The sequence below is a fragment of the Acidihalobacter sp. genome (genome assembly GCF_037381185.1).
Taxonomy (GTDB): domain Bacteria; phylum Pseudomonadota; class Gammaproteobacteria; order DSM-5130; family Acidihalobacteraceae; genus Acidihalobacter_A.
Map to the genome: position 1 here is coordinate 1 of NZ_JARRQY010000034.1, position 18,239 is coordinate 18,239.

General features: G+C 64.7%; 16 protein-coding genes, 1 tRNA gene and 2 pseudogenes. 12 read left to right on the forward strand and 7 right to left on the reverse strand.

Annotated features, from left to right (window positions below; all coding sequences use genetic code 11):
• Positions 1 to 258 precede the first annotated feature (258 nt).
• From P8014_RS12435 to thiO, 4 genes are all read right to left on the reverse strand, one after another.
• The gene (locus tag P8014_RS12435) at positions 259 to 633 is read right to left on the reverse strand and encodes a DUF3579 domain-containing protein (protein ID WP_337817649.1); all 375 of its coding nucleotides are present in this window, start codon (positions 631 to 633) and stop codon (positions 259 to 261) included.
• A 155-nt stretch (positions 634 to 788) separates the two neighbouring features.
• Positions 789 to 864, reverse strand: a tRNA-Thr gene (locus P8014_RS12440).
• 106 nt (positions 865 to 970) lie between these two features.
• Entirely contained in the window at positions 971 to 1,405 is a 435-nt protein-coding gene (locus tag P8014_RS12445) for a Fur family transcriptional regulator (RefSeq protein ID WP_337817650.1), read from the reverse strand.
• A 33-nt stretch (positions 1,406 to 1,438) separates the two neighbouring features.
• Positions 1,439 to 2,530 carry a glycine oxidase ThiO gene (gene thiO, locus P8014_RS12450; RefSeq protein ID WP_337817651.1) on the reverse strand — a complete coding sequence of 364 codons (1,092 nt, stop codon included), beginning with the start codon at positions 2,528 to 2,530 and terminating at the stop codon, positions 1,439 to 1,441.
• A gap of 711 nt (positions 2,531 to 3,241) precedes the next feature.
• Here thiO and P8014_RS12455 point away from each other — a divergent pair.
• The 12 genes and pseudogenes from P8014_RS12455 to P8014_RS12510 form a co-directional block, all read left to right on the forward strand.
• Positions 3,242 to 3,973: a hypothetical protein gene (locus P8014_RS12455; RefSeq protein WP_337817652.1), complete on the forward strand. Its 732-nt coding sequence runs from the start codon at positions 3,242 to 3,244 to the stop codon at positions 3,971 to 3,973.
• A gap of 133 nt (positions 3,974 to 4,106) precedes the next feature.
• On the forward strand, positions 4,107 to 4,322 hold the full coding sequence (locus P8014_RS12460; RefSeq protein ID WP_200157764.1) for an AlpA family transcriptional regulator: 216 nt from the start codon (positions 4,107 to 4,109) through the stop codon (positions 4,320 to 4,322).
• Between the two features lie 42 nt (positions 4,323 to 4,364).
• On the forward strand, positions 4,365 to 5,243 hold the full coding sequence (locus tag P8014_RS12465; protein WP_337817653.1) for a ParA family protein: 879 nt from the start codon (positions 4,365 to 4,367) through the stop codon (positions 5,241 to 5,243).
• A complete protein-coding gene (locus P8014_RS12470) occupies positions 5,227 to 5,484 on the forward strand; it encodes a hypothetical protein (protein ID WP_337817654.1) in 258 nt (85 codons plus the stop codon). Before P8014_RS12465 ends, P8014_RS12470 begins: the two co-directional genes overlap by 17 nt.
• A complete protein-coding gene (locus tag P8014_RS12475) occupies positions 5,477 to 7,174 on the forward strand; it encodes a ParB family protein (protein ID WP_337817655.1) in 1,698 nt (565 codons plus the stop codon). The genes P8014_RS12470 and P8014_RS12475 overlap by 8 nt, the downstream gene beginning before the upstream one ends.
• Before the next feature lie 15 nt (positions 7,175 to 7,189).
• Positions 7,190 to 7,750: a DUF2857 domain-containing protein gene (locus P8014_RS12480; RefSeq protein ID WP_337817656.1), complete on the forward strand. Its 561-nt coding sequence runs from the start codon at positions 7,190 to 7,192 to the stop codon at positions 7,748 to 7,750.
• Positions 7,751 to 7,753: 3 nt separating this feature from the next.
• Positions 7,754 to 8,891, forward strand: a pseudogene (locus P8014_RS12485) (STY4528 family pathogenicity island replication protein).
• A gap of 269 nt (positions 8,892 to 9,160) precedes the next feature.
• Positions 9,161 to 12,550, forward strand: a complete 3,390-nt coding sequence (locus P8014_RS12490; protein ID WP_337817657.1) for an AAA domain-containing protein — start codon at positions 9,161 to 9,163, stop codon at positions 12,548 to 12,550.
• 232 nt (positions 12,551 to 12,782) lie between these two features.
• Positions 12,783 to 13,553: a TIGR03761 family integrating conjugative element protein gene (locus P8014_RS12495; RefSeq protein WP_337817658.1), complete on the forward strand. Its 771-nt coding sequence runs from the start codon at positions 12,783 to 12,785 to the stop codon at positions 13,551 to 13,553.
• The gene (locus P8014_RS12500; RefSeq protein WP_337817659.1) at positions 13,550 to 14,098 is read left to right on the forward strand and encodes a DUF3158 family protein; all 549 of its coding nucleotides are present in this window, start codon (positions 13,550 to 13,552) and stop codon (positions 14,096 to 14,098) included. The genes P8014_RS12495 and P8014_RS12500 overlap by 4 nt, the downstream gene beginning before the upstream one ends.
• The gene (locus tag P8014_RS12505; protein WP_337817660.1) at positions 14,095 to 14,478 is read left to right on the forward strand and encodes a single-stranded DNA-binding protein; all 384 of its coding nucleotides are present in this window, start codon (positions 14,095 to 14,097) and stop codon (positions 14,476 to 14,478) included. The genes P8014_RS12500 and P8014_RS12505 overlap by 4 nt, the downstream gene beginning before the upstream one ends.
• 286 nt (positions 14,479 to 14,764) lie before the next feature.
• A pseudogene (locus P8014_RS12510) lies at positions 14,765 to 16,312 on the forward strand (DNA topoisomerase III); the annotation flags it as partial.
• Positions 16,313 to 16,463: 151 nt separating this feature from the next.
• Here P8014_RS12510 and P8014_RS12515 read toward each other — a convergent pair.
• The 3 genes from P8014_RS12515 to P8014_RS12525 are packed head-to-tail and all read right to left on the reverse strand — an operon-like array spanning position 16,464 to position 17,980.
• Complete coding sequence (locus P8014_RS12515; protein ID WP_337817661.1) at positions 16,464 to 16,877, reverse strand: biopolymer transporter ExbD; 414 nt, start codon at positions 16,875 to 16,877, stop codon at positions 16,464 to 16,466.
• A 10-nt stretch (positions 16,878 to 16,887) separates the two neighbouring features.
• Positions 16,888 to 17,640 carry a MotA/TolQ/ExbB proton channel family protein gene (locus P8014_RS12520; RefSeq protein ID WP_337817662.1) on the reverse strand — a complete coding sequence of 251 codons (753 nt, stop codon included), beginning with the start codon at positions 17,638 to 17,640 and terminating at the stop codon, positions 16,888 to 16,890.
• Between the two features lie 43 nt (positions 17,641 to 17,683).
• Complete coding sequence (locus P8014_RS12525) at positions 17,684 to 17,980, reverse strand: energy transducer TonB (protein ID WP_337817663.1); 297 nt, start codon at positions 17,978 to 17,980, stop codon at positions 17,684 to 17,686.
• Positions 17,981 to 18,239 lie beyond the last annotated feature (259 nt).

Here is an 18,239-nt window from a genome sequence, read left to right on the forward strand (position 1 = left end):
TCCGTCGCCATGCGGTTTGTCGTGGTGATGCTGCGATAGGAGGGAATGCCGATCAACGTAAAGACGGCGACCAGCACGAGCACCACCATCAGCTCGATCAGCGTAAAGCCCCGGTTGACTGTTGTTCTTACCATGCGTCCATCTTTAGCGGAGCGGGCGGTGGGGGTAAAGCACTCATATATGGGAAGCAGACAGAAGTCGCGCCGAAACTGACGAACGGCAGTCGCCATGGAGCGCAGGACAATCCCCGCGGGAAGGTCAGCCGACCAGCGTGTTGCGTTCCTGATCCGCTTCATCCGACATCGCGCCGCCTTCGGAACTTGGCCGGCGGCGGCCATCCACACAGGGCAGAGACTGCAGGCGGTTGCTGCGCATGAACCAGGCTACATAATCGTGGATGGCAGGCGCCTTCTCCTTCAGCGCCGGGAAATCGACGAACAGGCAGCGGCCCAGGTCGCTGTGGAACACGGGCCGAAGATATGCGGAATACTCCAGCCTTTTGTCGCGAGGGTGGAATGCACCAAGCACCTCGGCTACGCGTTCGGTCCAATTTGAGGGGCGAAAGCGGTCGCCGTCTTCGGTCCGGGACAGGACCCAAACGGGACAGCCAAACCCTGCTTCAGCACGGTCCATCGTATTTCCCAACCTTCCCTGGGAGAAGCTGATTTCTTTTTAGATGATGAGTACGGTTACATCGAACGCGTCGGAGACGGCCTTGAACCGTTTCAAGACGAAATGACGGGCCCCGTCGGATCCGCGCCGCCAAACAGGTACCCGTGACGCGAATCTGGTGCCGGTGCGCAGACTCGAACTGCGGACCTACTGATTACGAATCAGTTGCTCTACCAACTGAGCTACACCGGCATATACGCTGCTTCAGAACCGATATCACGGGCGTGCTGGCGCACGGCTGCGAAGTCGGCGGCAAAGGATAAGCCAAAACCGCCGCAGTCTCAATGCGGGAGATGCATCAGGTGCCGGTGCGGCTGACGCGGATCACCACATCCACCCCTTCCATGCGCAGCCCTTCAGGCAGGTCAGGCAGGGCGGTCACGTGCACCTGGTCGACCGGCACATCCTCGAGGCGCCCACTGTCGGTGTGGAAAACATGGTGATGTGGGGAAACGTTGGTGTCGTAGAACAGCTTCGACGGATCAACGACCACTTCACGCAACAGCCCTTTTTCGGCAAACAGGCCGAGCGTGTTGTAGACGGTCGCCTTGGACACACCGCGGCGTGAAGTGCTCAGCTTCGCGAGCACCTGATCGGCCGACACATGCTGCGGACCGCAAAACAGGATCCGACCGATCTCGATGCGCGGTTGGGTCGGCGTAATGCCGTGCTCTCGCAGACGGGCGACAACCTCGTCAAGCGGCGCGGCGGAGCTTGGCACGAACGGATTCATGACCAAAATACTAATGTAATACTTAGACGAAGTCTAGTTATCAACTCGAGAGGGATAGCTGTAGTCACCGCACTCGAAGATGGTAGGCGCCGAGGTAACCAGATCGGCGCACAACCTGGCCGAAGCAAGCCCCATCACGACACCATTGCGGAAATGCCCGGCATTGACGTAGAGCCCCTTGATACGAGGATGCTCATCGATCACCGGCACGCCCTGAGGCGAACCGGGCCGCAGCCCCGCCCACTGACGCTCGACCGCCCAGCCCGCCAGCTCCGGCATGAGCCCGCAAGCCGCGGCCAGCAGCTCCTCCCTAGCCTCTTCGGTCGTACTCTTGTCGAAGCCGACGTCCTCCAAGGTACTGCCGACGACAATACGCCCATCGGCGCGCGGGATCAGGTAGCGGTCGTGATGCAATACGATACGGCGCAGCGCACCCGGCTCGCCGCGCAGAACGAGCATCTGCCCGCGAATCGGGCGCAGCTCCAGCCCGTCGAGCTGGTCGCCCAGCAATGCCGCGTTCCACGCGCCGCCGGCCAGCACGACACGTTCCGCCTGCCACTCGCCCCGCTCGGTATCCACGCCTCGAATCCGGCCGTTCGCGTGTCTCAGTCCCAACACGGGATTGTTCGCCTCGACGGTAATTCCACAGCCGCCCAGGCTCTCGCGCAGAGCGCGTACCAGGCGTGGATTGCGCATCTGCGCCACGCCCGGCAACCACGCGGCCCACTTCGTCACGCCGGCCGCCAGCGCCGGCTCGCAGCGCACGGCGCCTTCCGCGTCCAACATCTCCAGCTCGACGCCATGACACAGCGCCCAGTCGGGTGCTTGCGTCGTGTCATCCAGAATCAGCAAGCCGCTGGGCAGCCACTCGGGGTCGACGCCGGTTTCCTCGTGCAGGCGGCGGGCCAAATCCGGGTAATACGCCTGCCCGTACCGAGCCAGACGCGTAACGGGGTCCGGGAAGCGCCAGGGATAGAGAGGGGAGAGTATGCCGCCGCCGGCCCATGAAGCCTCGCGGCCGGGCTCGCCGCGCTCGATCAGGGTCACGTCCAGTCCACGCTCGGCAAGTGCCCGCGCGGTCAGCATGCCGACGAGCCCGCCCCCGACCACCAAACAATCAGACATTCCCGTTCACGCCTCCTCAGCCGTTTTTCCAGGCACGCAAAATCGATTCAGCACTGGCGACTGCGGAAGCGTTCGCGGTAGGCCGCACACGACCACGCGAAGCTGACGACCGAAGGGTGACACTGGTTGCATGCGCTCGGGGAAGTGCCCGGAGCCGCCACACAGAACGTCAGAAAGAAGCTGGAGCGGGTGATGGGAATCGAATCCGACTCCCAGACTGTTGAGTCTAAATCGATTTTCCAAAACCCACACCAGTCCAAGGACTGGTTGATGGACTAGTTTACACCAGCTGGCTGAGGAACGGAAAACGCGCTCGCTCCAAGGCAAGCCACCAACAACCACGGACAGCCACGACGCGGGGTTGCCTGCCTCCCTTCCATCAAATGGGCGTGCCATCCCTGAGCACGATACCGTTTCAGCCTATCGGCATACCGATCAGGTCTGACCCAAGGCGCTTCCGCCCGAATTTCGGCGACTTGTGGCATCGCGCCGCCGATTGTCTCAAGGTCGGAGACATTGGCGAGATCAGCCCATTCCCAGTCTTGCCAGCACGTCGCGCAGTCATAATCCTCGCATGCGCGGCAAAGGTGCAGGACATCCCCATTCAGGCTCCTCTCGATGAAGCTCAATTCTTCGGCAGGGCCGCGTAGCGCCAGCCTTCGATGCGGCGCAGGCAGGTGTCCTTGGTGGGGGCAACAGGGAGGCAACCACATGCAAGGGAGTTCGCTTTCGGAGGTGTACTACCGCCCCATCGACGCGGCCATCCGATGGGCCGGATTGTACCGATTCAGAGATGACATCCTCATGACCGTCAGACCCGGACGTCTGTCTGCAATACAGGATTGCCCGCGCTGCGGCGAGCTTCGTCTGCATACCGACCGCATCTACGATGCCATCTTCCACGGTGAGCTGCCCTACGGACTGAACGGTATCACGATGAACGACAAGTCCCTGTGGGACTCACCCGATCTGACCGTTCGCCACGTCGACCTCAAGCGGTGGATGCTCCGAACCTATCCGGAGCAGCGGCCGGCCTTTCTCTTCTCCCGCCACGAGAGGATCACCCACCCGGTGATCACCCTGGAGACCGGCCATGCACTTCTGGTGGAACGGGAGGCGTTGAAGTCCCAGCTGGAGCAGTGTCGCCACCAGTTGCATCAACTCCAGGAGCAGCAGAAGAAGCAAGGTTCACCGAATCTCACCGGCGTCCTGTGCCCACTGAGCGATCGTGCCGAGACCACCTATCTGAACATCATCGGCGCGATGTTGACATTGATGCTCGGCCGCACTCCGTCCGGGGTCCCCTATTCCAGCTTCAACAGCCAGGACTCGATAATCAGCGCCCTGATCGCCCACCACGACAAGCTCATGGGAATCACCGAGCGCACGCTGCAAGCCAAGTTCGCCCAGGCCCGCCGCAAGGTGCAGGCATCGAGCCCCTGAAGCGCGGCAAACCCGGCGTCAAGCTCCAATCTGCGGTCCCGGAAACCGCATTTGCGGTGTTCATTTCCCGGGAGTTCCTGTCAATTACGGGGTACGCATAACAAGCGCCAGTAAGCGCTAAGGAGTGCCCCTCATGTCGGACAAGCCACTTCCGCCGCCTGTTGGCGAACGCCGCATCCTGCGCCGCGATGAAGTCGAGGCCAAGACCGGCTTCAAGCGCGCCCACATCTACAACCTGATGAAGGCGGGCAAGTTCCCGAAAGCCATGCGCCTTGGAGTTCGGGCGGTCGGCTGGGACTCGCTTGAGGTCGAGCAGTGGATTGCCGAGCGCCGCAGTGAGCGCATCTGATCCTCGTTCCGTTCCCCATCAAACGCGACGAGGAGCCTGACGATGCTGGTCATCTCGATCATCTCGACCAAGGGCGGCGTGGGCAAGACGACGACTGCCGCCAACCTGGGCGGCTTCGCCGCCGACGCGGGGCTGCGCGTGCTGCTGCTCGATCTGGACGTGCAACCCACGCTGTCGAGCTACTTCGCCCTGGATGCGCGTGCGCCCGCCGGCATCTACGAATTGCTGGCATTCAACGAGCGCCACCTCGATCAACTGGTGTCGCACACCACCATCGCCGGGCTGGACCTGGTGCTGTCGAACGACGACCGTGGAGAACTGAACACACTGCTGCTGCATGCGCCGGACGGGCGCCTGCGGCTCCGACACCTGCTGCCGGCGCTGGCACCGTTCTACGACCTGTTGCTGATCGACACCCAGGGCGCTCGCAGCGTACTGCTGGAAATGGCGGTGCTGGCCTCGAACCTGGCGCTGTCGCCGGTGACGCCGGAGATTCTGGCGGCGCGCGAACTGCGACGTGGCACGCTGCAACTGATCGAGGACATCGGTCCGTACCGACATCTGGGCATTGAGCCGCCACCCCTGCACCTGCTCATCAACCGGGTGCATCCGGTATCGGCGAATGCGCGGCTGATTCAGCAGACGCTGCGGCAGATGTTCGAGGGACAGGCTGGCGTGCGAGTGCTGGACACCGACGTGCCGGCCATCGAAGCCCACCCGCGCGCCGCGACCCGAGGCTTGCCGGTGCATCGGGAGGAGTACCGGCAGCCGGCCGGCCGTGTCGCGCCTTCTGCGCTGGTGACGATGCGTACCCTCGCCGGCGAACTGTTTCCACAGTGGCGGGAACGGTTTGAGTGCGTGACTGGTCGGCATGACGCGAGAGGCATATCGGGGAGCGAGAAGCATGGCGGGCACACGTGACCTGGCGCGCGGCCACAAACGGCTGCGCGCGCTGATCGATTTTGCGCTGAGCGAAGGCTGGCGCGTCGTGCGCACGCCGGGCGGTCATCTGAAGTTCACCAAGCCAGGCTGCGCGTCGATCTACACCAGTTCGACGCCGGGCGACCGCCGCGCCGGGCTCAACGCCCGCGCGCAGCTTCGCCGTGCCGACCGACAGGCGGCCATCGACGGACCGGTGCCTCGGGAGAACGGTCATGGCTGAGCTGACCCTGCGGGACATGGCCGCCAAGCTGATGGAAACCGGCTTCGAGCGCTGCGGCCCGACGGCCGCAGCCTTGAGCGACCCCATCGCCGACACACCGATGGTGGTGACGTTGGACCAGTTGCGCCCCTACGACCACGACCCGCGCGTGACACGCAACCCGGCCTACGAGGAAATCAAGGCGTCGATCCGCGAACGTGGGCTGGACGCGCCGCCCGCGATCACGCGACGACCCGGAGAGGCCCACTACATCATCCGCAACGGCGGCAACACGCGCCTGGCGATCCTGCGTGAGCTTTGGAGCGAGACGAAGGAGGAACGCTTCTTCCGCATCGCCTGTCTGTTCCGACCTTGGCCGCAACGCGGCGAGATCGTGGCGCTCACCGGCCATCTGGCCGAGAACGAACTGCGCGGTGGGCTCACCTTCATCGAGCGGGCACTGGGCGTCGAGAAGGCACGCGCGCTGTACGAGCAGGAAAATGGCGGAGAGGTCCTGTCACAGTCCGAACTGGCGCGCCGCCTGACGGCCGACGGCTACCCGGTGCAGCAGTCGCACATCAGCCGCATGCAGGACGCGGTGCGCCACCTATTGCCGGCGATACCGACGGTGCTGTACGGCGGGCTGGGCCGGCATCAGGTGGAACGGCTCGCGGTGCTGCGCAGGGCGTGCGAGCGCATCTGGGAACGGAGAGCACCGGACCGCCGGCTCGCCGCGGACTTCGGCTCGCTGTTCCAGGATGTGCTGTCGCAGTTCGACACGCAGCCGGATGCCTTCTCGCTCCAGCGGGGGCAGGACGAACTGGTGGGCCAGATGGCCGAGTTGCTGGATACAGACTATGACACGCTGAGTCTGGAGATCGACGACAGCGAGAGCCGGCAGCGGGTGTTGACCAGCGAGCCGTCGCCGGTGATCCCGACCGCACCCACGGTGCCTGTGGCGCCACGGCCCGCGCCGCCACCCGCAGCGGCGACTACCGGACAGCGGGCCGGCGCACCGGCAGGACCCGCTGTCGAGATGCCCTCGACACAGACCGTCACGGCTCCCGCGGCTGGCGGCGGGAAGGTCGAGGAAGCAGGCGCTGCGCCGGTCGCGGCCGACAGCGACGCGGAGCGTCTGCAAGGGCACATCGTGTCTCCTGCATCGACCACCGAACGCCTGCAATCCATCCAGCGCCTGGTGGCTGACCAGTTGGGCGACAAGCTACCCGACTTCGAGGCCAATGCCCTGCGCGCGATTCCCGTACAGGTCGGTGGGCTCTACCCGATTTCGGATGTCTGGTACATCGAGCCCGGACTGGACGCGCCGGACCGGCTCCGGGTGCATATCGCGCAGTTCGCCCGTGAGATCGCCGAGGAGGCGGCCGTAGCGGGACACATCGAACCCAGTGAAGGGGGCATCGACTTCATCTGCGTGACCCCTACCTTTGTCCAGGCGAAGGTCTTGCCGGCCTTCGCTCGTGCCGTGCTGACGCTGCTGCATGCGCTGGGCGCGGCGTCGGCATCCGCGATAGCGCTGGATCGCGCGCGATTGGCCGACAACCTGGCGCCGCTGCTGCACGGCGGCTGCGGAGCATCCATCCGCCTTAGCGATGCTGGCCTGGTGAAGTTGTTCCGGTTGCTTCGCCTAGCGCGCCGGCTACTGGACTTGGAAAGCGGTGCGGCGTCAGCCGACCCGGACCACGATTCCTGAGCGCGGGAGAGCACCATGTCGTCACCCCATCCGCTCAACCAGGCCGCCATTGCCCAGGCGCTGCACGATCTGCGCAACGGCCAACTGCGCCGCTGCAAGGCGATGGGATTTGGCGAGGAGGAACTGGATGCACTCAAGCATCCAGCGCTGGTCAACGTGTTGGTCAATGCCACGGTGTCGTGGTGCTCCGTGTCGGTGAATCGCGAGGTGCTGAAGCGGTTGCTGAGTCAGGTGCATGACGTGGAGCGGGAAATCGCCACGGTGGACCACATGCTGCGTCTGGGGGCGAGCACGGAGATGGTGAGCCGTTTCTACGGACTCACCCATCAGGAAGTCGCACTGCGGCGCGACATCCTCGGGCTGCCCAAGCGCAAGGGGCGGCATCCCGTGCTGGACGAGGCCCAGGATGCCGCCCTGTGGGAGCACTGGAAAGCCGGGATCACCGAGCGCCACATCGCGCTGGACGACGAGCTGGCCATGCTGGACCTGACCATGGACCTCGCCGAAACCCTGACGCTGCCGATGTCGGTGGTTTGGGCGGCGATAAGGAACTGGATCGACCAGGGGCTGGTGTAGGCCATGGCGGCGGGCAGCGCACCACGGCGCGATGGTCCCATGGCGCTGTCGACGCTGTTCGACGACGCGCTGCAAGGCCTGAAGCAAGCGCAAGGCACGGCATCGGCCAGCGACGGATTTCTGTACAGCGGCAATCGCCATGAAAGCGTGCCGCGCGCGCTGTTCCTCGACCGGCGCCTGACGCCGCTGGAGCGCAATGCCTGGCAGATCTTCCGCCTGCAGCTCAACGACGATGGCGTGACGGCCTTTCCGACCTATGATCAGCTTCGGCCTTACCTGGCCTCGATGCCGTGCGGGGCGCAGGCATCGCACGAGACCGTCTCGCGTGCCTTGACGCTCCTGCGCCTGACGCGCTGGCTCAGCCTGGTGCGTCGCCGCCGCGACCCCAGGACCGACCGCATCCTGGGCAACCTCTATGTCCTGCATGACGAACCGCTGACGCCCTTCGAGGCGATGCAGCTCGATCCCGACTATCTGGGTCTGGTGAGCCAGGCCCTCACCCATGCCGCCAAGGCGGTGCAGATCGTCGGTATGCACACGCTGAAGGAGATCGCCGAAGATCCACTGCTCAGCGGCCGCACGCTGCCGACGCGCCTGCAGGTGCTGGCTCAGCACATGGCCCGACATGGCTGGACGACGGCGAGTTATCCACAGGAGGATGTCGGCCACGAATCCGAAGTGGGGCAGGAAGCCCCTCTTCGGAACGGCGAACGCCCCTCTTCGGAATCCGAAGGAGGACCGTACAGTACGTAAGGACCGTATTGATGAAGTACGTACAGTACCGCGCGCGAAGGCGCTGCAGAACCTGCGACTGCCCGATCGATTCCTGCGCTTGAAGGAGGAGCAGCAGGCGGGGGCGATGATCGCCTTGCAGCAGGTGGACGAGCCTCTACGGCAGTCAGTGCTTGACGAGTGGGCGGCGCGGTGCCGCGGCAGCACGGTGCGAAACCCGGCCGGCTACCTGTTCGGCATCATCCAGAAGGCGATCCGTGGGGAGTTCAAGGCGTGGGCAGGGCAGGCTGGCCACGAGAATGGCCCCACAACGACGCTATCCCCAGGGGATAGCCCTTCCGTGCCCTCCACCCGTGAAGTTGCCCAGCGGCACATCGCCCAACTAAAGGGAAAGCTGCGATTACGGTGATTCCGGACCTACCGTCCGGCCGGAACCGTACTTTCGCGGTGAACTGGACCTTGACGCCTCACCGACGGAGCAACTACCGCCGGTCATCCTCCGCATCGAAATAGAGAGCCTCCCGCAAACCCCGTTCGCCCCTGACTGAATGGCCCCTTCGTCCATGGACGGCTATCATGGCGTTCCAATGCTTCTCATAGACAAAATCGATCGTCATCAGGCCAGTGCCCGTACATCACCGAGGAGCATGCGCCAATTGGAACAGGTGAGGTCCAGACTTGAGCACCGCGAACGACGAATCTTTGCGCGTCCTGCGCTTCTGGCGCGACCTTGAGATTTTCAACATCCCGACAGCCCCTTCCAAGCGGGATAGCAGCGACCAGACAAAAGTCGACACTTTTCGTCGTGGCAAATCCTTGCCCTGGCAGTCAGGGAAATTCGCCCCCACGGACACGGTTGGCTACGTCCATGTCGTCTATCTGGGCGTGGCTGACACGGAAGACCTGTCTCGGCTGCTGCTCCGAGGCATTTTCCCAGATCGCGACCTGAGCGAACGCGAGCGCCAGCGTGTGACTGGCAATGGTTGGCTGGCGACCTTCGTAGTGGATGAACTGGGACGACCGAAACCCGACAGCTACCTTCCAGCCAGCTTTGCGCACGGTGTGGCGGCACTCCGGGAGACAAAGGCGCTGGACAACATCAACGCCCGCCTGGAACGCGCGAAAGAGGAATTCGCCCAACGTCGCCACCAGTTCCCAGAGAATCAGGAACAGGAAGGCGCCGCCGCCAATGCCGCGAACCGCGCTCCGACCGAGGCCATCCTGGATTGGGAGGATCTCGATGAGGAACTGAGCATCGCGCGCGGCCTGCTCGGCGAAGCGGCGAACGATCCGAATCTGGACTGGCGTGTGGTCGTGCGGACAAGCCGGATCAAGAGGCGCTACCTGGATGACAGCCTGCAGGCCGCGACCGATTTCCTGAACTCGTTCTACCTGGACGACCTGGATCGTCTGATCGCTCAGGCGGAAAAGAAACTGCCGTTCGGCAAAGCCTTGAGTGCCTACCTCGGGCCGGCGCTGCCAGAACGCCAGCGTGTCGACATCCTCACCGACAACACTGCCATGGCCGGGCTGGTCAGTGCGAAGCGCTTGCCCAGCGCGCGATGGCCGGCATCCTCCAAATACCCGCTCGTCCTTGCGCAGCAGGCCGCGGTCTCGCAGGTGATCGGCTCGCTTGGCAAGGCGGAAGGGCTGATCGGCGTCAATGGCCCTCCTGGGACTGGCAAGACTACGCTTCTATGCGATGTCATCGCCGAGATCGTCACCGAACGAGCCCGGCGAATCGCCGCACTGAATCGTCCGGTTGCCTTGTTCGAGGACAAGATGACAGTTGCGGGCAAGGGCTTCTTCCCGCTCAAGGCTGAAGTGGTTGCCGGCACCTCGATCGTGGTGACCAGCACGAACAACAACGCGGTCAAGAACATCACCCAGGAGTTGCCCGCGCGCAAGAAGGTCGCGGACGAGTTCGGTTCGGCGGATTACTTCGCGGATGTCATGCACGAGGTTTTCCGTGCGCAGAAGGTTCTGGACGAGGACAAGCAGCCCATAGAGACATGGGGTGTGATCGCCGCAGCCCTGGGCAATGCCGGCAACCGGCGTTCGTTCGCGCAAGGTTTCTTTCGCGATGAATACCTGCCTCAACGCCAAGCCGAGGAGGCGCAGGGAGACGAACAACTTGCCGGCGCCGACCTGGCAGACGAGGAAACTGAAGAGCCATCCCCTGCAGATGATCGGCCGGCCTCAATGAAGCAGCTTCTCGAGGTGGCCTCCGATGACTACCGGCGGTACCAGGACGAATGGCAGAAGGCCAGGCAGACCTTCCTGGCGCTGCAGGCGGAGTTCGAGCGCTGTCGCAAGGTGTTGGAGCGGGCCGAGAAGGCTGCCCTGCACATCGACGACGAGCGAAGCCGGCTGAACGGCCTTTTGTCCGAAGAGGAAGCACTTGGCCAGGATATTCAGGCCCGCGAGCTCGCCCTTGCACGACATCGTGAAGCCGTGGCCACCCAGCGCGCTGTCGTCGAAGGGAGTCGGATTGTGCTGGAGCAACTGTGTGCCGGAACGCCACCCAACCTGTGGGACCGCTTGATGCAGCTGTTTGGCCGCGAGACCCGCCGGATGGCGGTCTTGCGGCAATCGCTGGAGGCACCGACCCAGGCTTTGGCTGATGCTGCGGCCACCCTCGCGGAAATGTCGAAGGAAGTAGCGGTAGCCGAAGCCCAATTGAGACAGCAACGAGAGCGTCAGAAAGCCGCCTCCTCCGCGCGGGCTGCGCTGGAGCGGGAACTGGAGGCCCATCGGCGAGCGCTGCAAGCCGGCTACGCGATGGGTGCCAAGCACTTCCCCGACGCCCAGTTCTGGGCCTTGCCGGCCGACGCACGTCACCGCGCCAGCGTCGCTGTCGGCCCCAAGCTGGATGAACTGCGCGCCAAGCTGTTCCTTCAGGCGGTGGATCTGCACCGCCTTACCGTGCTAGCCAACGCCGGCAAGTTCATCGCTAACCTGCGGGCGGTGAACGGCATGCTCACCGGCGGCTCGCGCGACAAGCTGTCTCCCGAGCACCGTCCGCTGCTGTGGGACGCCTTCTTCTTCGTTATACCGGTCGTTTCCACGACCCTCGCTTCGTTTGATCGGCTGTTCGTCGGCATGGGTCAGAACAGCCTTGGCTGGCTGCTGATCGACGAGGCGGGTCAGGCCACGCCGCAGTCGGCGGCGGGTGCGATCTGGCGCAGCCGACGGGCGGTCATTGTCGGCGACCCCCTGCAGATCGAGCCGGTTTTCACCGTTCCGCGCAGCCTGACGGAGGAGCTGCGTCGCCGCCACGACGTGGCACCGCACTGGTCGCCCATCGACGAATCGGTGCAGACGTTGGCGGATCGCATCACACCCTTCGGCTCCTGGGTCGAGAAAACCAGCAGTTCGTCCCCGAACGACGCGCCCGAACGTCTGTGGACCGGCATGCCGTTACGCACCCACCGCCGCTGCGACGACCCGATGTTCTCGGTGGCCAACCGCATCGCCTATGCGGGTCAAATGGTACAGGGGCGTGTCGACGAAGCGGGCCAGCCGGCGCCCTGGGAGTTCTCCTGCGGCCTGGGCGAAAGCGCATGGTTCGACGTGCGCTCAAACCGGGTGGACCACCCTGTATCGGAGGACGAAATCGCCTGTCTGCTCGACTGCTTGGCGCGATTGCAGAGCGAAAGAAGTGGGAAAACCCAGGTCTACGTGATCTCGCCCTTCCGCAAGGTCGCCCAGGCGTGCGGCAAACGCATTCGCGCGCACGGTGGCATCGATTACGGCACCGTCCACACGTTTCAGGGCAAGGAAGCGCACATCGTCTTCTTGGTGCTGGGTACGGCCCCAGGCCAAGCCGGTTCGGGCGCCCGCGGCTGGGCGGCGAGCAAGCCGAACCTGCTCAACGTGGCGGTCACCCGGGCTCAATGTCGGTTGTACGTGATCGGCGATGCCAGCCAGTGGGGCGGTCTGGACTATTTCCGTGAGCTGCTGCGTGCATTGCCTGAGAGAAGTGTTCCTGTGGCGCTGGATAGACGCCCTATGCAGGATGCGGCCTTTGCGCTCTTGGACGACCAGGAGGGGATCCCAGAGATATAGCGAATCGCACCGGGTTTGCCGCCAGCCATGCCTCAGGCTGGCATCGCTCAGGCCATCTCCTGCCTTCAGCATTCTGGCGTCGGCCCGCATTTGCCTATCCCCAGGGGATAGGCGGCACACGTGGCCTTCCGCGTTGGGCAAACCGGGCGGCCGTTGAATGCGGTTTGTTGACTGACGGCCTTCCGGTTGATGCCGATGCTGGCGACTCGTTCATTCATCGCGAGTCGTCTCCATGGCCAACGAACCCCTGCAGCTGAATCTCGGATCGCTGCGCAGCGCGATGTCGCTGACGCTGCATACCCACCACGCTTCGCGCATCTGGCATGGCCGCGCACCTGCCGAGGGGCGCCCCGGCATTGTCGGCCTCAACGGCTTCATCAGCGTGATGAACAAGATGAAGCGCGGCGCCGAACAGGACGACCCCTACTCGGACTGGTGGATGCTGCGCATCGAGGACAAGCTGGCCGATACCAAGGCCAGCCTGCAAGCGCTGCGCGAACAGGTGGATGAGGCGCTGGATGACGTGCCACCCGCGCTGTCCCTGGGCGAGAACATGAACGTGCAGCCGGTGAAGCTGCCGCTGTTCGTCAACGCGCAGCTCGGTTTCATGGCGGTGTACCTGCTGGCCGACTACGACGACCTGGCGCGCAAGCTGATCCTGGCGCATCACACGGCGCTGATCGACCGCAGCACGCTGGAGCGCTGGCTCAACGATGGCGCGCATGCGCTGCGCAGCCTGTTCTCCCTGGCGCAGCAGTACCGCTATTCCGGCGCGACGCGCGGCGACTTCGCGGCGAAGAACGCTGTGGCGCGGACGGCGCTGGAGAAGTTCGGCGAGCTGCCGCAGGACGTGCTCGAAGGCACACTCCGTTCGCGCTTTGCGCCACCCATCGCGCGGCGGGGAACCCGGCCTGAAGCATCGGGTGCGGATGCCTCTGAATCAAGCTTGGCCGATGACGCAGGCGGCGCCGTTGGACGGGACGATGAGGGCGCCAACGCATGACGGTACCTTCTTCTTCCGGCCATCCAGCGCGCTTCATCCCGCTGGGACAGGCGGACTTCCAGCGACTGAAACACGCAGGCTACCTAAAGGGCCTTTTACAACCCTTTAAGGGTAAGGGGAGTCTGGAGGCCTGGGCCAGCCAGTGCATGGCGCTGCGCGACGAGCTGATCGTCCTGGCACAACGGCAGGTGCTACCGCAGGCGCGCGCCTACCCCTTCAATCTGCTCGATGTGCAACTGGCCCAGCAGACGACTGGCGCAGGGACGACCTTCCTGCGCTGGCGCAACCTCGACCGCTCGTCCATGGGCGTGGCCTTGTGGGAGTCGCTGCTCAATCGCTCCGCGACACCGGCCTCGCTGATCGACGACCTGTATGCGATGGAGCTGCAGCGCATCGCGCTGAACATGCAGATCAGCCTGACCCACAGCACCGCCCGCCTTGCGCTGGAATGCGCCAGCAGGATGACACAGGCCGAGGCGACCTATCTGCGACGTGTCCACAGGCATGCCGCGTCCATTTCCACCATCCCCAAGGAGTCACCATGAGCACGCACTTCGTCGGCGAAGGCAACATCGGTTCTGCGCCGGAGTACCGCGAATTCCCCAACGGCAACGATGAACCGCGCAGGCTGCTGCGCCTGAACGTCTATTTCGACAACCCCATCCCGAAGAAGGATGGCGAATACGAGGACCGCGGCGGCTTCTGGGCGCCGGTGGAGCTGTGGCATCGCGATGCCGAACACTGGCAATCGCTGTACCAGAAGGGCATGCGCGTTCTGGTCGAAGGCCGTACCGTGCGCGACGAATGGGAGGACGCCGATGAGAACGAGCGCGTCACCGTCAAGATCAAGGCCCGGCGCATCGGCATCCTGCCGTACCGCATCGAGACGGTGACGCTTGGCGCCAAACCCACCGGAGACCAGTGACCAAACATCGCGGGCGGCTGTAGCAACCGTCAGACGCCTGCCTTGCACCAGTGGGCCATCCCCTGGGGATGGTTCCACTGCGGTCCACCGAGTTCCAGGCCGCCCTCCCGACACGAATCTCCCGTCCCTCGTATTGCCGCGACCCGCATCTATCACTGCGGCAACCATTCCTCAGCCGATCACAATTCGGTGTCCATGCCGTCCGGCTTCCTTGCTGCCGGTCTCACCTGCCCCAGCCATGCTGTTGTCCATCCGATGAACCGCACATTCCCGAGGAGGCTTCAACATGCGCGTATTCCTGTGCGAGAAGCCTTCGCAAGGCAAGGACATCGCTCGTGTGCTGGGCGCCGGCCAGCGTGGTTCCGGCTGCTACAGCGGTGCGGGTATCGTCGTGACCTGGTGCATCGGTCATCTGGTCGAAGCAGTTCCGCCCGAGGGTTATGGCGAGCGCTACAAGCGCTGGACTCTTGAGCACCTGCCCATCATCCCCGAGCGCTGGCGTGTCGAGCCCAAGGCTGCGACCGCCGTGCAGTTCAAGATCGTCAGGCAGCTCGTAGGCCGGGCCAGCGAGCTGGTGATTGCCACCGACGCCGATCGCGAAGGCGAAGGCGAAGGCGAAGGCGAAGGCGAAGGCGAAGGCGAGATGATCGCCCGCGAGATCATCGACCTGTGCAGCTATCGCGGGCCGATCCAGCGCCTGTGGCTGTCGGCGCTCAACGATGCGTCGATCCGCAAGGCACTGGGCGCGCTGAAGCCGTCGGCCGAGACGCTGCCGCTGTACTACTCAGCCCTGGCCCGCAGTCGCGCCGACTGGCTGATCGGCATGAACCTGAGCCGGTTGTTCACGCTGCTCGGTCGTCAGGCCGGCTACACCGGCGTGCTGTCGGTGGGCCGGGTGCAGACGCCGACGCTGAAGCTGGTGGTGGATCGTGATCGCGAGATCGCGCGATTTGTCTCGGTGCCATTCTGGGCCGTCGAGGTCGAGCTGTCTCATGCCGGCCAATCCTTTATCGCAAGTTGGACGCCGCCGCAGGGTTGTACGGACGCCGCTGGCCGCTGCCTACAGCAGCCGGTCGCCCAGCAGGCCGCCGATCGCATGCGTGCCGCCGGCAGCGCCCAGGTGGTGTCGGTCGAGACGGAGCGCGTGCGCGAAGGTCCGCCGCTGCCGTTCGATCTGGGCACGCTGCAGGAGGTGTGTTCCAAGCAGTTGGGCCTGGACGTGCAGGAGACACTGGACATCGCGCAGGCGCTATACGAGACGCACAAGGCGACGACCTACCCGCGCTCCGACTCGGGCTACCTGCCCGAGAGCATGCTGGCCGAGGTACCGACCGTTCTCGACAGTCTGGTCAAGACCGATCCCGGACTGCGCCTGTTGATCGACCGCCTGGACCCGACCCAGCGCTCGCGTGCCTGGAACGACGGCAAGGTGACGGCGCACCACGGCATCATCCCGACGTTGGAACCGGCCAACCTATCGGCCATGAACGACAAGGAACTGGCCGTCTACCGACTGATCCGCGCGCATTACCTGGCGCAGTTCCTGCCCCACCACGAGTTCGACCGGACGGTGGCACAGCTCGCGTGCGGTGGGCAGTCGCTGCTGGCCATCGGCAAGCAGATCGCCGTGGCCGGCTGGCGCCAGGTGCTGACGGCGCCGGAGGAAAGCGACGCGGATGGCGACGATGCCCAGCGCAGCCAAGTGCTGCCGGCGCTGCGAGCCGGATTGTCCTGCCAGGTCGGCAATATCGATCTGAAGGCGCTGAAGACCCTGCCGCCCAAGCCCTACACACAGGGCGAACTGGTCAAGGCCATGAAAGGCGTCGCGAAGATGTCGAAGGTCCATATCTCCTCCTTCTCCATCAGGACTGGCGGTCCGCGGTCTCCTCCCTGCGCGCAAGGATCGCCGGGACACGCGACCGGCGCTTCTCAAGCCCCGTTTCATCGGCCATGAGCCGGATTGCCCGTGAGGCACGCAGCACCCGTCACGTCCCCGGCTCGATGACGAAGGCAAGCTTGAGAATCCCCGCGTGCTGCACGGCGGCCATTACCCTGACCACGTTCTCGTACGCCACCTCGCGGTCGCCGCGGATGAATACTTCCGGCTGGGGTTGTCGCCCCGCCGAGGCCAGCAGCCGGGATTCCAATGCCGCAGCGGAGATCGCCTCCTCGTTCCAATGGATCGCTCCATCGGCCGTTATCGACAGGGTCACGCTCTCGGGCCGAACGAGGTCTGGGGCGTTGTCGGCCCGGGGAAGGTCCAGCCTCACAGAGTGCGTGAGTACCGGCACGGTGATGATGAAGATGATGAGCAGGACCAGCATCACGTCCACCAGCGGCGTCATGTTGATCTCGCTGACCATGTCGTCGTCGGCATCGAGTCCGTTTCCAAAGGCCATGACGCCCCCCTCAAGCCTTGGCGGTTGTCCGCGCCGAACGAAGGGAGGCGGTTGCCGTCGCGTCCCGATCCCTGTCACCGGGGCGAGCGACGGGTGAACCCGTCAGGAAATAGGCGTGCAGTTGGCGCGCGAAGCGGTTGAGCTTGCCCAGAATGCCCTTGTTGGCGCGCGTCAGGGCGTTGTATCCCAGCACTGCCGGAATCGCCACGGCCAGTCCAAAGGCCGTCATGATGAGCGCCTCGCCCACCGGTCCGGCCACCTTGTCGATGCTGGCCTGCCCCGTCATGCCGATGCCCACCAGCGCGTGATAGATGCCCCAGACGGTGCCGAACAGGCCGATGAAGGGCGCGGTCGCCCCGACCGACGCCAGCACGGACAGTCCGCTTTGAAGGTGCGCAGCGCTTTCGTCGATCGCGCCGCGTAGGCTCTCGGTCAGCCAATCGGCCAGGCTGATCTGGCCGTGAAGGTCCTCCTTGTTCACGACATGGTGGTCGATCGCCGCCTTGCCTTCTTCCGCCAGATGGCGGAAAGGGTTGAAACCAGTCGGGCTGTCGAACACGCGCAGTCCTTCACCGAAGCTGTGCACATGCCAGAAATCCGCCGCCGTGCGCGCGGCGCGGCGCAGCCTGGCCACGCGCCATGCGCGGGTCACGATCACGTACCACGAGGCGATGGACATCATCAGCAACATGACGGCCACCGCCTTTATGACCGCGTCGCCTCCGTTCCAGAGCGATGCGAGACCATAGGGACTGTCGGGCATGGGAAGGACTCCTTGTAATGGTTGGAAAACGATTCGCGCGACGCTACGAATCCAGGCGGAAATCGACGGGCTGCACGTACCAGAAGGGGATCGGCTCGTCGCCTCGCCGCGCCGGCACATAGCGCCACCGGCGCACCGCATCGAGCGCCACCTCATCCAGACGGGGATGGCCGCTGGAGCGTCTGAGCCTGATCTCGCCCACGCGGCCATCGGCCAGGATGTATACGTCCAGCACCACTCGACCCTCCTCGCGCAGCCGCCTGGACAGTGACGGATACGGTGGTGGGGGATTGTTCAGGTGCGCGGCGTCCGAACGCGGCGGCGTGACGGCTTGTGGCACCTCCCTCGCTTCCGCCTGGGGCGCGGGAGAGGCCGCCGGTGGAGTGGAAGCGGTGGCGGTGGCGGGCTGCGCGGCCGTCTGCTGTACGACGGGCCGCTCCGGTGGCGGTGCCGTCACGGCGCGCGGGGATGGCGGCCCGCTTGGCGTCGGCGGCAACGGCTTGGGGACCTCCCTCGGCGCGGGAGTTGGCTTGGGCGGCGCGGGCCTGGGGGGCGGAGGTTCTGGCTTGACCGGCACCTCCGTGGGTGTCGGGGGCGCG

What these genes read in the sequence shown, in the direction of transcription:
- P8014_RS12505 (WP_337817660.1), top strand. Translation starts at nt 14,095, where the DNA reads ATGAGCACGCACTTCGTCGGCGAAGGCAACATCGGTTCTGCGCCGGAG.
- P8014_RS12455 (WP_337817652.1), top strand. Translation starts at nt 3,242, where the DNA reads ATGCAAGGGAGTTCGCTTTCGGAGGTGTACTACCGCCCCATCGACGCG.
- P8014_RS12495 (WP_337817658.1), top strand. Translation starts at nt 12,783, where the DNA reads ATGGCCAACGAACCCCTGCAGCTGAATCTCGGATCGCTGCGCAGCGCG.
- P8014_RS12465 (WP_337817653.1), top strand. Translation starts at nt 4,365, where the DNA reads ATGCTGGTCATCTCGATCATCTCGACCAAGGGCGGCGTGGGCAAGACG.
- P8014_RS12515 (WP_337817661.1), bottom strand. Translation starts at nt 16,877, where the DNA reads ATGGCCTTTGGAAACGGACTCGATGCCGACGACGACATGGTCAGCGAG.
- P8014_RS12470 (WP_337817654.1), top strand. Translation starts at nt 5,227, where the DNA reads ATGGCGGGCACACGTGACCTGGCGCGCGGCCACAAACGGCTGCGCGCG.
- P8014_RS12500 (WP_337817659.1), top strand. Translation starts at nt 13,550, where the DNA reads ATGACGGTACCTTCTTCTTCCGGCCATCCAGCGCGCTTCATCCCGCTG.
- thiO (WP_337817651.1), bottom strand. Translation starts at nt 2,530, where the DNA reads ATGTCTGATTGTTTGGTGGTCGGGGGCGGGCTCGTCGGCATGCTGACC.
- P8014_RS12445 (WP_337817650.1), bottom strand. Translation starts at nt 1,405, where the DNA reads ATGAATCCGTTCGTGCCAAGCTCCGCCGCGCCGCTTGACGAGGTTGTC.
- P8014_RS12520 (WP_337817662.1), bottom strand. Translation starts at nt 17,640, where the DNA reads ATGCCCGACAGTCCCTATGGTCTCGCATCGCTCTGGAACGGAGGCGAC.
- P8014_RS12480 (WP_337817656.1), top strand. Translation starts at nt 7,190, where the DNA reads ATGTCGTCACCCCATCCGCTCAACCAGGCCGCCATTGCCCAGGCGCTG.
- P8014_RS12475 (WP_337817655.1), top strand. Translation starts at nt 5,477, where the DNA reads ATGGCTGAGCTGACCCTGCGGGACATGGCCGCCAAGCTGATGGAAACC.
- P8014_RS12460 (WP_200157764.1), top strand. Translation starts at nt 4,107, where the DNA reads ATGTCGGACAAGCCACTTCCGCCGCCTGTTGGCGAACGCCGCATCCTG.
- P8014_RS12435 (WP_337817649.1), bottom strand. Translation starts at nt 633, where the DNA reads ATGGACCGTGCTGAAGCAGGGTTTGGCTGTCCCGTTTGGGTCCTGTCC.